The sequence below is a fragment of the Streptomyces venetus genome (assembly GCF_039540295.1).
Lineage (GTDB): Bacteria > Actinomycetota > Actinomycetes > Streptomycetales > Streptomycetaceae > Streptomyces > Streptomyces venetus.
The window spans coordinates 290,688-304,579 of the sequence record NZ_BAABET010000011.1 but is presented as its reverse complement, the minus strand read 5'-3'; the positions used below and the strand labels follow the sequence as shown (position 1 = coordinate 304,579).

The 13,892-nt window shown below is 73.5% G+C and carries 11 protein-coding genes; 3 read left to right on the top strand and 8 right to left on the bottom strand.

Annotated elements, in window-relative coordinates; translation table 11 throughout:
* Positions 1–158: 158 nt before the first annotated feature.
* From ABEA82_RS32135 to rimP, 8 genes are all read right to left on the bottom strand, one after another.
* Positions 159–3,770 carry a trypsin-like peptidase domain-containing protein gene (locus tag ABEA82_RS32135; RefSeq protein WP_345665230.1) on the bottom strand — a complete coding sequence of 1,204 codons (3,612 nt, stop codon included), beginning with the start codon at positions 3,768–3,770 and terminating at the stop codon, positions 159–161.
* Between the two features lie 282 nt (positions 3,771–4,052).
* Complete coding sequence (gene truB, locus ABEA82_RS32130; protein WP_345665229.1) at positions 4,053–4,958, bottom strand: tRNA pseudouridine(55) synthase TruB; 906 nt, start codon at positions 4,956–4,958, stop codon at positions 4,053–4,055.
* Positions 4,955–5,407: a 30S ribosome-binding factor RbfA gene (gene rbfA, locus ABEA82_RS32125; RefSeq protein ID WP_039933796.1), complete on the bottom strand. Its 453-nt coding sequence runs from the start codon at positions 5,405–5,407 to the stop codon at positions 4,955–4,957. The genes truB and rbfA overlap by 4 nt, the downstream gene beginning before the upstream one ends.
* A gap of 44 nt (positions 5,408–5,451) precedes the next feature.
* Complete coding sequence (locus tag ABEA82_RS32120) at positions 5,452–5,745, bottom strand: DUF503 domain-containing protein (protein WP_345665228.1); 294 nt, start codon at positions 5,743–5,745, stop codon at positions 5,452–5,454.
* A gap of 821 nt (positions 5,746–6,566) precedes the next feature.
* Positions 6,567–9,635, bottom strand: a complete 3,069-nt coding sequence (gene infB, locus ABEA82_RS32115; protein ID WP_345665227.1) for a translation initiation factor IF-2 — start codon at positions 9,633–9,635, stop codon at positions 6,567–6,569.
* A 146-nt stretch (positions 9,636–9,781) separates the two neighbouring features.
* On the bottom strand, positions 9,782–10,078 hold the full coding sequence (locus ABEA82_RS32110) for a YlxR family protein (protein WP_345665226.1): 297 nt from the start codon (positions 10,076–10,078) through the stop codon (positions 9,782–9,784).
* A gap of 102 nt (positions 10,079–10,180) precedes the next feature.
* The gene (gene nusA / locus ABEA82_RS32105; RefSeq protein WP_345665225.1) at positions 10,181–11,203 is read right to left on the bottom strand and encodes a transcription termination factor NusA; all 1,023 of its coding nucleotides are present in this window, start codon (positions 11,201–11,203) and stop codon (positions 10,181–10,183) included.
* Positions 11,204–11,205: 2 nt separating this feature from the next.
* Positions 11,206–11,715 (bottom strand): ribosome maturation factor RimP, encoded by a 510-nt coding sequence (rimP, locus tag ABEA82_RS32100; protein WP_345665224.1) that lies wholly within the window; start codon positions 11,713–11,715, stop codon positions 11,206–11,208.
* A gap of 206 nt (positions 11,716–11,921) precedes the next feature.
* Between rimP and ABEA82_RS32095 the strand changes: the two genes are divergently transcribed.
* The 3 genes from ABEA82_RS32095 to ABEA82_RS32085 are packed head-to-tail and all read left to right on the top strand — an operon-like array spanning position 11,922 to position 13,870.
* Positions 11,922–12,458 carry a hypothetical protein gene (locus ABEA82_RS32095; RefSeq protein ID WP_345665223.1) on the top strand — a complete coding sequence of 179 codons (537 nt, stop codon included), beginning with the start codon at positions 11,922–11,924 and terminating at the stop codon, positions 12,456–12,458.
* The gene (locus tag ABEA82_RS32090) at positions 12,455–12,919 is read left to right on the top strand and encodes a DUF4439 domain-containing protein (RefSeq protein WP_345665222.1); all 465 of its coding nucleotides are present in this window, start codon (positions 12,455–12,457) and stop codon (positions 12,917–12,919) included. The genes ABEA82_RS32095 and ABEA82_RS32090 overlap by 4 nt, the downstream gene beginning before the upstream one ends.
* A gap of 51 nt (positions 12,920–12,970) precedes the next feature.
* A complete protein-coding gene (locus ABEA82_RS32085; RefSeq protein WP_345665221.1) occupies positions 12,971–13,870 on the top strand; it encodes an aminoglycoside phosphotransferase family protein in 900 nt (299 codons plus the stop codon).
* Positions 13,871–13,892 lie beyond the last annotated feature (22 nt).

The window sequence follows — 13,892 nt, the reverse complement described above, 5'->3', positions numbered from 1 at the left end:
TCCTTGTCGAAAGCTCGTCGAACCCGTGTCCGTGGTTGTCCGTGGTTGCTCGTACGCAGGTCTAAGGGTGCCATGCCGGGTGCCCCCGGCTCGCATCGGCATGGGGGCTGTGGCAGGGCGCACGACACCGTACTCCGGCCCGGCGCCCGGGATGCCGGTCACGCGGGGACGCGCACGCCCGCCAGGTTCTCGATCGTCCGGCGGGAGCTGGGCCCGACCAGCGCGGCCCACTGCCCGGGCGCGTCGGCCAGCCAGCCGGCCGCGCGGGCGGCGAAACCGGGCACGTGCCGGCCGAGGTCGACCAGGGCGCGGTCGAAGCGGGCGGCCCCCTCGGGGGTGCGGACGAGGAGCAAGCCGATGCGGTGGACGAGGTCGCGCAGGTCGTCGCCGCTGTTCCGGGCGACGGCGTGCAGCAGCGCGTCCAGGACGTCGGTGTCCTGCTCCCGGGCCATGAGCAGGTCGCGCAGTTCGCGGCGCAGCGGGCGGGAGGCGGGGATGCCGGGCGGGGTGAGGACGCCTGCGAGTGCGCAGCGCAGTCGCACCGGGCCGCCCTCCAGCAGGCCGGTGACCAGCGGCAGGAGCACGGCCCGGACGGAGGGGCCCCGGTCGAGCCGCTGGTCCACGTAGGCGGCGGTCTGCCCGGCGAGTTCCGGCCGCCGCTCGGCCGCCTGCCGCAGCAGCGCGGCGACGCGCGGGGCCAGGCCCGGCGGGGTGGCGTCGGCGAGTGCCCGCAGCGCCTCCTCCGCGTCCGGCCGCTCCAGTCGCGACGCGAAGGCACGGAGGACCGGCTCGGGGTGGGTCAGGAGGGCACCGGCCGGCGCGTCCGGGAGGAGCTGCGGGTCGCCCGCCGCGAAGTGCTCCAGCGCCCGTGGGAGGTACCGGTCCCGGGTGTGCGGGTCCTGGATCAGGAGGGCGAGTGCGCCGCCGTGCAGGGGACGGTCGGCGGGGCGGGCGAGCAGGGTCAGGGCGGTGTAGCGCAGCAGGGCGCGGTCGCCGCCGGTGCTGACGTGGGGCGCGGCCCGCAGGCCGTGCGTCACGGCGGCGGCCCGCCGCGCCGGCCGCTCGTCGCGGGCCCACCGGTCGACGGCCCGGCACACCGCCGACGGTTCCTCCTCGGCCAGCACGGCGAGCAGTTCGTCGGCCCGGCGGTGCGCGCGGTCGGCGAGCGCGTCCGTCAGCTCGTCCAGGGCGCGGTGGCGGTGTGTGTACAGCAACGCCTGCGCCGCCGTGGCCACGGTGGCGTGCGGAGTGGCGGGCAGCGGCTGCTCGTCCACGAACCAGCGGGCGAGCAGCGGCTGCACGGCGATGGGATCGGCGGCGAGCAGCCGCGCGACGGCGTCCAGGAACCGGGGCCCGGCCTCGCACGGCGGGCCGTCGGCGTGGACCAGCCGTCGCAGGAGGGTGAGGCGCGTGTCCTGCGGCAGCCGTACATCGGTCCAGAAGGCGGGCCCGACCTCCTCCGGCACGGGCCGCTCCTGCCGCCGCCAGGCCACGGTCCGGTCGGCGAGCAGCCGCAGCACCTCGACGTAGGGCGTCGCGTCGGGCACGGCCCGCAGGGTCCCGGCGAGCAGCCGGGCGGCCCACCAGGACCGGGGAACGGCGTCCAGGGCGTGCACCAGGTCGGCCAGTCTGGAGGCCAGTCGGCCGGTGCCGTGCTGGCGGGCGAGGTGGAGCAGGGCCTGCACGACGGGCCCGATGCGGTGGTGCGGCACGGGGTCGGACTGAGCGTCCTCGGGGCGGTGGACGAGGGCCTGGAGGGCCTCGTCGAGGTCGAGGTGCATGCCCTGCAGCCAGTCGGCGAGTTCCTCGTGGGCGAAGCGGTAACCGGGGCCGGCGGGCACGAGGAGGCCCTCGGCGAGGACGGCCGGGGCCCAGCCGGTGCCGCCACCGAGCCGCTCCGGGGCGGGCCCCCACGGGAACACCGCCTCGAACGCCTCCCGGTCCAGATCGCCCGGTCCGGGACCGAGCGTGCGCCGGGCGGCCTCGTGCACCTGCCCGGCCACCTTGGCGGCCAGCCGGCGTACGGCGGTGCCGCGCAGGCCGTTGCCGGCCGCCAGGCGCTGCGCGGTGCGCAGGGACATCAGGTCCAGGTAGGCGGCGAAGACGTCGTCGCGGTCGACGGTCACGGTGGGACCGCCGGGGGCAGCGGGGGCGCCGGGGCCGTGGGGAACGACGGCGCGTGCCGGGGCGTACGAGGCACCGCGGACGTCGGGGTGGTGGAGACGTCCGGCGACTTCCGGGACGTCGGGTACAGCAGGGGTTTCGGTGACGGCGGCCCGGATCTCGGCGAGCAGCCGGAGGGTCAGGGGGTGCCGGGCGTCCGCATCGACGAGGGCGTTCTCCGGGACGCCATGGCGCCGACGGGCCTCCCTGGCCTCGTCCTCGGTGAGATCGCCGATCCGCACGCACGCGGAGTCCCCTTCGGCGCCGTCGGACCGGTGCAGCACCTCCGTCGGGAACCCCGCGCCCTCCCAGTACTCCGCCCGGCATGCCACGACCAGCCGCGCTCCCGTCTCCCGCAGCCACCGCACCGTCCCGTCCGTCCAGTCGGCCGACCGGCGGGCCAGGGCGGGCGGCATCTCCTCGGGGCCGTCGAGGAGGAGCAGCAGAGGCCGGCCGAGGCCGGCGGCGAGGGAGGCGAGCCGCTCGGGGGTGGTGTCGCCCAGGTCGGCCGGGAGGGCTGGGGCGCGGGACGCCGCCACGGCGGAAGCGGCCCGGGTCAGCGCCCGGCGGGCCGCGTCCGCCACCGACGTGTCGTCGTCCCGGAGTTCGCAGCCGCGCAGCCACAGCGTGGGAAGCCCGCTCTTCGCGCGGCGCGCGGCGAGCGCGGCGAGTTCCGTCGTACGGCCGCTGCCGGGCGCCCCGACGAGACCGAGGACGATCGCCTGACCGTCCGTGAACGCGCCGAACTCGGCCGCCACGGCCGCCCGTTCGACCGGTTCCGGCAGACCGGCGCGGTCCGGCGGGCCGGTCGGCGCCACCGAGGTGCCGGTCAGCTCCAGCACGCCCCCCATGTTGAGGTCGGCACCGTAGGCGGGGACCGTCACCGCGTTCTCGGCGAGCAGTTCGGCGAGCGGGCCCGCAGCTCCGGGTACCCGTGCGTGCAGCGGTACGGCGAAGCCGACGTCGCTGTGGCCGGAGCTGAGCGCGGTGCCGAGGACTCCGACGACGGTGCCGGTCTCCGTGTCGAGCACGGGGCCGCCGGCCGCTCCGCCACCCCGCCGCAGCGCGTCCCGCCCTGCCGTGCCGACCGCCAGCTCCAGCGCGCCGTCGAGGCGGTGGACGCGGTCCCCGGCCGTGTACGTCACGGGGGTCGAGCCCAGCACACGGGCCTCGCGCCAGCCGCCGGCGGCGATCCGCACATAGGCGCCGGTCCCGGGCCCGCCCCGGACGGTGACCGGCAGCGGCGGCACTCCGAGCCCCTCGGTGCGTACGAGGGCCAGGTCGAGCGCGGGCAGCGGGGTGACCGCGTCGGCGGTCACCACCCGGCGGCAGCCCCCGGCCCCGTACAGAACGAGCCGGGCGAGGCCGTCGACGGCCTCGTGGCTGGTGATGAGCGTGCCGCGCAGGTCGGCCAGGAAGCCGGTGCCACGGGGGCGGCCGGCGGGGTCCTGGATACGGACGAGCGCTTCGCCGGGGGACTGAGCGGTCTGCTCCGCCGCCGTCGTCGCCCGATGCACGGCCGTCGTTGCCTCGTCCCCTGCTCCGGGGAGGTCCTGGGAGCCTTCCGCGCTGCCGTCCGTCTCCCGGGACCGGTTCCGCGACGTCATCGTCGTGCCTCCCCGCCGTACACCCGTGCCCTTGCGTTCGACGGTAGGGGCGAGATGATCAGCAGGACAGATCGCTCGGCGAAAGCGCCCCCTTCCACTCCCCCGGTTCACTCCGAGCGCCCGCACGGACGGGTGAAAGGGACGGGATGGCTGGATACACCCTAGGGGTGGGGGAACCGAGGGGGGACCGTGGAGCGGCGGCGGTGGAGGTACCCCGTGGTCGCCGCTCCACGGGCGGACAGCCGGTCCCCCGGCCCGTCCGTCGGCGTTCGTCCGAGTGCGTCAGCCGAAGACGGCCAGGCTCTTGGCCTTGCCCCGCTGTTCCTCGACGAGGGCGAGGAAGCGGCCCTCCGGGTCGAAGACGGCGACCGGGCCGGAGCCCGCGTACTCGTCGGGCATCTCCAGCCGTACGCCGTTGATGAGCAGCTTGGCCCGCCGGGCGTCGACGTCCCAGCGCGGGAAGGCGGCCGCGGCGGCCTCGGCGATCGGCATCACGGCCAGCTCCTGCTGGTGCTGGTCGAGGGTGCGGGCCGCGTCGAGCTTGTACGGGCCGACGCGGGTACGGCGCAGGGCGGTGAGGTGACCGCCGACGCCGAGGTCGGCACCCAGGTCACGGGCCAGGGCCCGGATGTATGTGCCGGAGGAGCAGACGACCGAGACCACCAGGTCGAGTACGGGCGTGCCGTCCTCGGCGACGGCGTCCCTGACGTCGTACACGCCGAAGGAGGACACCGTGACGGGCCGGGCCGGGATCTCGAACTCCTCGCCCTCCCTGGCCCGCTTGTAGGACCGCACTCCGTTGATCTTGATGGCGCTGACCTTGGACGGCACCTGCATGATGTCGCCGGTCAGCTTGGCGATGCCGGCGTCGATGGCCTCGCGGGTGACCTTGGAGGCGTCCGTGGCGGAGGTGATCTCGCCCTCGGCGTCGTCCGTGACGGTGTTCTGCCCGAGCCGGATGGTGCCGAGGTACTCCTTCTCGGTCAGTGCGAGGTGACCGAGGAGCTTCGTGGCCTTCTCGACGCCGAGGACGAGGACGCCCGTCGCCATCGGGTCGAGGGTGCCGGCGTGCCCGACGCGGCGCGTGCGGGCGATGCCGCGCATCTTGGCGACGACGTCGTGCGAAGTGAAGCCCGACGGCTTGTCGACGATGACGAGGCCGTCGGGCGTGGTGTGCTTCTGGGTCATTCGGAGGTGTCGTCCGTCTCGTCGTCCTCGTCCGGCTTCCGGTACGGGTCGGCCTCACCGGCGTACTTCGCGCCGGCGGAGGCCTCGCGCACCTTCGCGTCGGACTGGCGCGCCTTGTCGAGGAGGTCCTCGATGTTCCGGGCCGTGTCGGGGAGGGCGTCCATGACGAAGGTCAGGGTCGGCGTGAACTTCACACCGGCGGCCCGGCCGACCTCGGAGCGCAGGATGCCCTTGGCGCTCTCCAGGCCGGCGGCGGCAGCCGCTCGCTCCTCGTCGTCCCCGTACACGGTGTAGAAGACGGTCGCCTCCCGCAGATCACCCGTGACCCGGGTGTCCGTGATGGTGACGTGCGAGCCGAGCCGCGGGTCCTTGATCCCGCGCTGCAGCTTCTGGGCCACCACTTCCCGGATGAGGTCCGCCAGCCTCTTGGCCCGCGCGTTGTCGGCCACTGGTCCGTCTCCCGTTCTTTCCTGTCTGGGTCGTTCTTGGGTCGTCAGTCGTCTTCGCCGTGGAAGCGCCGCCTGACGGACAGCAGTTCCACCTCGGGGCGGCCGGCGACGAGCCGTTCGCACCGGTCGAGCACCTCGCTCAGGTGCCCCGCGTCGCCGGACACCAACGCGAGACCGATGACGGCCCTGCGATGGAGGTCCATGTGGTCCACCTCGGCCGCGCTCACCGCGTACTTGCGCTGGAGCTCGGCGACGATGGGGCGGACGACGGAGCGCTTCTCCTTCAGCGACCGTACGTCGCCGAGGAGCAGGTCGAAGGACAGCGTCCCCACGTACATGTGTATCCGGATGACCCGCCGGTACGGGATCGATGGCCCTGCCGTGTGGTTGGCAGGGACGTCAAGAACGGTACCGCGAACCTGGCGGTGGCTCGACGGGGTTTTGCCCACCCACCCACCCGACACGGTCGGCCAGGAGGCCCGGGCCCCCGGGGCTCCGCCCCGGACCCCGGCGGGGACTGCGTCCCCTGCACCCCTTCGCGGGGCGCCGCCCCGGCACCCCCGTGAGAGCTTTGCAGGGCACCCTCGCGGCAGCCTCGCCAGCACCCTCACGGGAGACGCAGCCCGGCACCCTCGCAGGACCTTTACCCAGCACACCCGTAGGAGGCTCAGCCCAGCACTCTCGCGGGAGCCGTACCCAGCACCCCCCCGAGAGACTCGGCCCAGCACCCCCAGAGGCTCGGTTCGGCACCCTCGCGGCAGCCTCGCCAGCACCCTCACAGGAGACTCAGCTCAGCACCCTCGGGGCAGCCTTGCCAGCATCCTCACAGGAGGCTCAGCCCGGCACCCTCGCGGGAGCTTTGCCGAGCACCCCCTAGGAGACTCAGCTCAGCACCCTCGCGGCAGCTTCGCCAGCACCCCCACGGGAGGACTGCCCGGCACCCTCGCAGGAACCCTACCCAGCACCCCCACGAGAGGCTCAGCCCGGCGCCCTCGCAGGAGCCACGCCCAGCACCCCCGTAGAGCTTCGCCTCGCAGTCCATCGGCGGCTTCACCGCAGTCAGCGAGGGGCGCCCCCGGTGGTCGTCAGGCGCTCGGAGGGTGTGAAAGGCCGGTCGGCCGACGCGGTGTGTCGCGTCGGCCGACCAGGGAACCGTGGGTTACACCCGCGGCTTCTCGCGCATCTCGTACGTCGCGATGACGTCGTCGACCTTGATGTCGTTGAAGTTGCCGAGGTTGATACCGCCCTCGAACCCTTCGCGGATCTCGGTGACGTCGTCCTTGAAGCGACGCAGACCCTCGATGTTGAGGTTCTCCGCGACCACCTTGCCGTCGCGGATGAGGCGCGCCTTGGTGTTGCGCTTGACCTCGCCGGAGCGGATGAGAACACCCGCGATGTTGCCCAGCTTGGACGACTTGAAGACCTCGCGGATCTCCGCCGTACCGAGCTCGACCTCCTCGTACTCCGGCTTGAGCATGCCCTTGAGGGCCGCCTCGATCTCCTCGATCGCCTGGTAGATGACCGAGTAGTACCGGACGTCCACGCCCTCGCGCTCCGCCATCTGCTGCGCACGGCCGGCTGCCCGGACGTTGAAGCCGATGACGATGGCGTCGGAGCCCATGGCCAGGTCGATGTCCGACTCCGTGACCGCACCGACACCGCGGTGCAGGACGCGGATGTCGACCTCTTCGCCGACGTCCAGCTGGAGGAGGGAGGACTCCAGAGCCTCGACCGATCCGGACGCGTCGCCCTTGATGATCAGGTTCAGCTGCTGGACCTCGCCGGCCTTCAGCACCTTGTCCAGGTCCTCCAGCGACACGCGGCGCGTGCGCTTGGCGAACGCGGCGTTGCGCTCACGGGCGGCGCGCTTCTCGGCGATCTGACGGGCCGTACGGTCCTCGTCGACCACCAGGAAGTTGTCGCCCGCACCCGGGACGTTGGTCAGGCCCAGGACCTGAACCGGCGTCGAGGGACCGGCCTCGGCGACGCTGTTGCCGTTGTCGTCGTGCATCGCCCGGACTCGGCCGTACGCGTCGCCGACCACCATGGTGTCGCCGACCCGCAGCGTGCCGCGCTGGACGAGGACCGTCGACACGGCACCACGGCCGCGGTCGAGACGGGACTCGATCGCGATGCCCTGCGCGTCCTGGTTCGGGTTGGCCCGCAGGTCGAGCGAGGCGTCGGCCGTGAGGACCACGGCCTCCAGCAGGGAGTCGATGTGCAGACCCTGCTTGGCGGAGATGTCGACGAACATGGTGTCGCCGCCGTACTCCTCGGCCACCAGGCCGTACTCGGTCAGCTGACCGCGCACCTTGGTCGGGTCGGCGCCCTCGACGTCGATCTTGTTGACCGCGACGACGATCGGGACCTCGGCCGCCTTGGCGTGGTTGAGCGCCTCGACCGTCTGCGGCATGACGCCGTCGTTGGCCGCGACGACCAGGATCGCGATGTCCGTCGACCGCGCACCACGGGCACGCATGGCGGTGAACGCCTCGTGACCCGGGGTGTCGATGAAGGTGATCTTGCGCTCTTCGTCGTTGACCTCGGTCGCGACCTGGTAGGCACCGATGTGCTGGGTGATGCCGCCGGCCTCGCCCGCGATGACGTTCGTCTTGCGGATGGCGTCGAGGAGCCGGGTCTTACCGTGGTCGACGTGACCCATGACGGTGACGACCGGCGGGCGGACCATCAGGTCCTCCTCGTCGCCCTCGTCCTCGCCGAACTCGATGTCGAAGGACTCGAGGAGCTCACGGTCCTCCTCCTCCGGGCTGACGATCTGAACCGTGTAGTTCATCTCGTCGGCCAGGAGCTGCAGCGTCTCGTCGGAGACGGACTGCGTGGCCGTGACCATCTCGCCGAGGTTCATCATGACCGCGACGAGCGACGCCGGGTTGGCGTTGATCTTCTCCGCGAAGTCGGTGAGCGAGGCACCGCGCGACAGGCGAACGGTCTCGCCGTTGCCGCGAGGCAGCATCACACCGCCGACCGACGGAGCCTGCATGGCCTCGTACTCCTGGCGCCTCTGCCGCTTCGACTTGCGGCCACGACGCGCCGGACCGCCGGGACGGCCGAACGCGCCCTGCGTGCCACCACGGCCACCGGGACCGCCGGGACGACCGCCGAAGCCGGGACGGCCACCGCCGCCACCGAAGCCGCCGCCACCGCCGGGACGGCCGGCGAAACCGCCGCCGCCACCGGGACGACCGGCGCCGCCACCGCCACCGGGACGACCGGCGAAGCCGCCGCCACCAGGACGACCGCCACCGCCGGGACGACCCGCACCGCCCGGACCGCGACCGCCGCCACCGGGGCCGGGACGCGGGCCGGCAGCGGGACGCTGCGGCATCATGCCGGGGTTCGGACGAGGACCGGCGGAGCCGCCGCCGGGACGCGGGCCGCCGCCCTGCGGACGCGGCATCGAGCCCGGGGTCGGGCGGTTGCCACCCGGAGCCTGGGGACGCGGACCGCCACCCTGGGCGCCGGGCGCCTGGGGACGGGGACCGCCGCCACCGGGACCGCCGGGGCCGGGACGGCCACCCTGCGGACGGGGCGCCTGCGGGCGCGCCATACCGGTGGAGCCACCCGAGGTGAAGGGGTTGTTACCGGGACGCGGACCGGCCGGACGACCGCCCTGTCGCGGCGCCGGGGCGCCGGGACGCGGGCCCTGGCCACCAGGACGCTGGCCCTGGCCGCCACGGTCCTGGCCCGGACCGCCGGACGGGCGGCCACCGGGCTTGGGAGCACCGGGACGCGCGCCGGGCTTCGGCCCGGCCGGGGACGACGGCGTCGAGGGCGGCGCCTGGAACTCGGGCGCGGCCGGGGCCGGACGCGGCGCGGGCTTGGGGCCCGGCGTCGGACGCGGACCGGGGGTCGGCGCCGGAGCCGACGGAGCCGACGGCTGCTCGGCCGCCGGGGGCTTGGGTGCGGCCGGCGGCTTGGGTGCAGCCGGACGCTCCCCCACTGGCTTAACGCCGTGGGAGGTGCCCCCAGCCTGCGCCGGAGAAGGCGCGGCGGGACGGGGGGCGGCCTTCTTGGGGGCCGCGGGCTTCGCGGACCTGCCGTTGCCACCGCCCTGCTGGAAGGCGTCAGTCAGCTTGCGTACAACGGGCGCTTCGATGGTCGAAGACGCCGAACGGACGAATTCACCGAGCTCCTGGAGCTTGGCCATGACGACCTTGCTCTCGACACCGAACTCCTTGGCGAGTTCGTAGACCCGGACCTTAGCCACTTCGCTCCTTTGAGGTCCGGGTGAAGCCGGACCGTCGCTAGTTCATGGGCGTACTCATCGCGTACTCATCGAGTGCTCATCGCAATCTCGACCTGCTTTCGACTCGCGAGGTACCTAGACCGCACGGGGTTCCGTGCGGCACGTTCTTACCGTGTTGCCTGCTCGGCAACTGTTGTCTGCTCGACGTACTGGCGCAACGCCTTTGTGTCGAGCGCTCCCGGGACGCGCAGTGCCCTCGTGAACGCCCGGCGGCGTACCGCCTGGTCGAGACAGACCGGGGAGGGGTGTACGTACGCACCCCGGCCGGGCAGCGTACCGCGTGGATCAGGAACGCACGCGTCCTTGATCGCTACGATCCGCAACAGATCGACCTTGACCGCTCGCTCCCGACACCCCACACAGGTGCGTTCAGGGCATGCGCGGGCGCGCGTCCGGCCAGACACAGCTAAGTCTACCTCCCCGTACGCGCCTCACCCCTTTGGGGCAGGATTCGAACAGTTGCCGCGCCAAAACCTGTCGTGATTTGAACGACGCGCGGCTTGGATCTATTCCCCGGACTGTCGCCCGGCCTGCTCGCCGGCCTGTCCCGCGGCCGGTTCCGTGTCCGGGCGGATGTCGATCCGCCAGCCGGTCAGCCGGGCGGCGAGGCGGGCGTTCTGCCCCTCCTTGCCGATGGCCAGGGACAGCTGGTAGTCGGGCACCGTGACACGGGCCGACCGGGTCGCCAGGTCCACGATCTCCACCTTGGAGACCCGGGCCGGGGACAGCGCGTTCGCCACCATCTCGGCCGGGTCCTCCGACCAGTCGACGATGTCGATCTTCTCGCCGTTCAGTTCGCCCATCACGTTGCGCACCCGGCCGCCCATGGGGCCGATGCAGGCGCCCTTGGCGTTCAGTCCGGACCGGGTGGAGCGTACGGCGATCTTCGTGCGGTGACCGGCCTCACGGGCGATCGCGGAGATCTCCACGGACCCGTCGGCGATCTCCGGCACCTCGAGGGCGAAGAGCTTCTTCACCAGGTTGGGGTGCGTGCGGGAGAGCGTGACGGACGGGCCGCGGACGCCCTTGGCCACCCGGACGACGTACGACCGCAGGCGCATGCCGTGCGCGTACGTCTCGCCCGGCACCTGCTCCTGCACCGGCAGGATGGCCTCGAGCTTGCCGATGTCCACGAGCACGTTCTTCGGGTCGCGGCCCTGCTGGACCACGCCCGTGACGATGTCGCCCTCGCGGCCGGCGTACTCGCCGAGCGTCGCGTCGTCCTCGGCGTCGCGCAGGCGTTGCAGGATGACCTGCTTGGCCGTGGTGGCGGCGATACGGCCGAAGCCGGTGGGGGTGTCGTCGAACTCGCGGGCCTCCTGGCCCTCCTCGAGGTCGTCGGGGTCCTCCTTCGCCCACACGGTCACATGGCCGGTCTCCCGGTTGAGCTCCACGCGCGCGTGACGGCGGCTTCCCTCGGTGCGGTGATAGGCGATGAGGAGGGCCGACTCGATCGCCTCGACCAGCAGGTCGAAGGAGATCTCCTTCTCCCGAACCAAGCCCCGCAGGGCGCTCATGTCGATGTCCACGGCTACGCCTCCTCTTCCTTCTTGTTGTCCTTGTTGTCCTTGCGGCCGAACTCGACCTGCACGCGCGCCCGGACGATGTCGCCGAAGGCGATTCTGCGGGCGGTGGCCTTGCGGCCCTTCACTCCGGGCACCTCGGTGTCGACACCCTCGTCGTCGACCTTCAGGATCCTGGCCACCAGCTCGTCGCCCTCGGTCAGCTGGAACTTCACCAGCCGGTCCGTGGCGCGGACGTAGTGCCGGTGTTCCGTGAGGGGGCGCTCCGCGCCCGGGGTGCCGACCTCGAGGGTGTACTCCCCTTCGCCCATCGCGTCGGTCTCGTCGAGCTTCGCCGAGAGCGCGCGGCTCACATCGGCGATCTGGTCCAGGTCCGCACCGGTGTCCGAGTCGACGACGACGCGCAGCACACGCTTGCGTCCGACGGAGTCCACGGCTATCTCTTCGAGATCCAGGCCCTGGGAGGTGACGAGCGGCTCCAGCAGTTCTCGCAGCCTCTCGCTCTGGGTGGTGCTCATCCGGGTGACTCCTCGGCCGCGTGTGCTGTTGTGGGATGGGGCGCGTGTCTGGTCAAAGGGTATCCGGTCGCGGGGAGTGTTGCCGTCCACCCGGTGACGAACGGTGCCGCTGAGTGGTCCTGGGCGGCAGCCCGGGTACCGTGATCACGGGCGTGCAGCCCTGAGAGTCTCTTCTTTCTCGTTCGAGCCCCCTGAGGACGTCTGACGTGCCGTTCCCCTCATCGCCGCGCACCCGTTCGGGGCCGCGCAGAAGGAGTCTGCTCGCCGTCGGCTCGACGGCACTCGCCCTGGCGGGCTGCACCGCCGGCACCGAGGACCCCGGCGGCCGGAGCGACGGTCAGTCGGCCGCCGAGCGCCGGGCACGCGCGCGTGCGGCGCGGGACAGCGAGGGGCTGGTGGAGCGGTACGACGCGGTGATCGCCGCCCGTCCCGCGCTGGCGGGGCTGCTGCGGCCGCTGCGTGAGGAGGCGGCGCGGCACGCGCGGGCCTTCGGAGCGGACCGCCGCAAGACGCCTTCCTCCACAGCCCCTTCCGCCCCTCCCTCCCCCGATTCCCCGTCGGCCGCTGCCGTGCCGGGGAACGACAAGGACGCACTCGCCGTGCTGGCGGCGGCGGAGCGGGAGCTGGCCGACCGGCGGGCCGGGACGCTGCTCGACGTGCCGGGCGAGCTGGCGCGACTGCTGGCCTCGGTGGCGGCGGCCGGGGCGGCCCATGTGTACCTGCTGACGGAAGGTGGCGTGTGAGCGAGGCGAAGGACGGGGAGCTGCGGGCCCTCCAGGCTGCGCTGGCGGCCGAGCACGCCGCGGTGTACGGGTACGGCGTCGTCGGCGGGCGGGTCGGCGACAGGCGCCGCGCCGAGGCACGGGCGGCGTACGACGCGCACCGGGCGCGCCGGGACGGACTGGTGCGCGAGATCAAGGACCTGGGGGGCAGGCCCCTGGCCGCGTCCGCCGGGTACGCGCTGCCGTTCCCGGTGCCGGACGCGGCGGCGGCCGTGCGGCTCGCCGCCGAGCTGGAGGACCGGGTGGCCGGGGTGTACTCGGACCTGGTGCGCGCGGCGGGCGGCCCGCGGCGGTCCCTGGCGGCCGAGGCGCTGCGGGAGGCGGCGGTGCGGGCGGTGCGCTGGCGCGGCGAGAGCGTAGCCTTCCCTGGGCTCGTCGAGCGGGCGGGCACGGCTCCGCCCCGGGCGGCGCCCACGGCGTGACGAGCAGGGGCGGGCACGCACCGCGGACAGTACGAAGGGAACGACTCGCGCATGGTTTTCGAACCGCCGACGCGTCTGGTCAGGGCGCTCGGCGAGACGGCCCCGGACGGTGACGGCTGGCTGGAGAAGCTGCCCGAGGCGGCGCAACAGGCCGTCGCGCTACGCGAGTTGACCGTGGAGCGGGTGCAGGTGCCCGGCGGGCGCAGCAGTCTGGTCGTGCTGGTGCGCAGGGCCGACGGGACGCCCGCCGTGCTCAAGCTGGCGCCGGGCCGGGCCCGGCCGGAGGCGGAACGGGCCGCGCTCGCGCATTGGGGCGGGCGGGGTGCCGTTCAGTTGCTGGAACCCTTCGCGACCGAGGGTGTGCTGCTGCTGGAGCGGCTGCATCCGGATGTGTCGGTGCGGTCGCTGCCGGAGGCGAAGGCACTGCTGGAGGCGGCGGGGACGCTGCGGCGGCTGTGGGTCGAGCCGCCCGCCGACTTTCCCTTCGAGACGGTGGCCGAGCGGACCGGGCGGCAGGCCGAGGCCATGCGGGCGAGCGCGCGGCGCGACCCCGAGGTGGCCCAGCTGGTCGATCTGGCGCTCGGGGCGCGTACTGAACTGCTGGCCGCGCCGCCGGACCACCGGCTGCTGCACGGCACGTTCCGGCAGAGCAAGGTGCTGGCCGGGGAACGCATGCCGTGGCTCGCCGTGGGGCCCGACCCGGTGGTCGGCGAGTCGGCGTTCGACCTCGCCCGCCTGGTCCGCGACCGGGTGGAGGACCTGATCGCGCAGCCGTCCGGTGCCGCGACGACCCGGCGGCGGGTCAAACGGCTCGCGGAGTCGCTCGACGTGGACCAGGAACGGCTGCGGGGGTGGACGCTGTTCCGGGCCGTGGAGTCGGGCGTGCGCGCTGGGCGGGTGGGGCGGCCGCGGGACGCGGAACTGCTCCTGGAGTTCGCGAGCTGGCTGTGAGCGCTCCGGTCTCCCGGAGCCC

Bases quoted from the DNA above. Each gene is read 5' to 3' on its own strand.
- truB (WP_345665229.1), bottom strand. From the start codon at position 4,958: ATGACCCAGAAGCACACCACGCCCGACGGCCTCGTCATCGTCGACAAG.
- ABEA82_RS32120 (WP_345665228.1), bottom strand. From the start codon at position 5,745: ATGTACGTGGGGACGCTGTCCTTCGACCTGCTCCTCGGCGACGTACGG.
- ABEA82_RS32085 (WP_345665221.1), top strand. From the start codon at position 12,971: ATGGTTTTCGAACCGCCGACGCGTCTGGTCAGGGCGCTCGGCGAGACG.
- rimP (WP_345665224.1), bottom strand. From the start codon at position 11,715: ATGAGCACCACCCAGAGCGAGAGGCTGCGAGAACTGCTGGAGCCGCTC.
- ABEA82_RS32135 (WP_345665230.1), bottom strand. From the start codon at position 3,770: ATGACGTCGCGGAACCGGTCCCGGGAGACGGACGGCAGCGCGGAAGGC.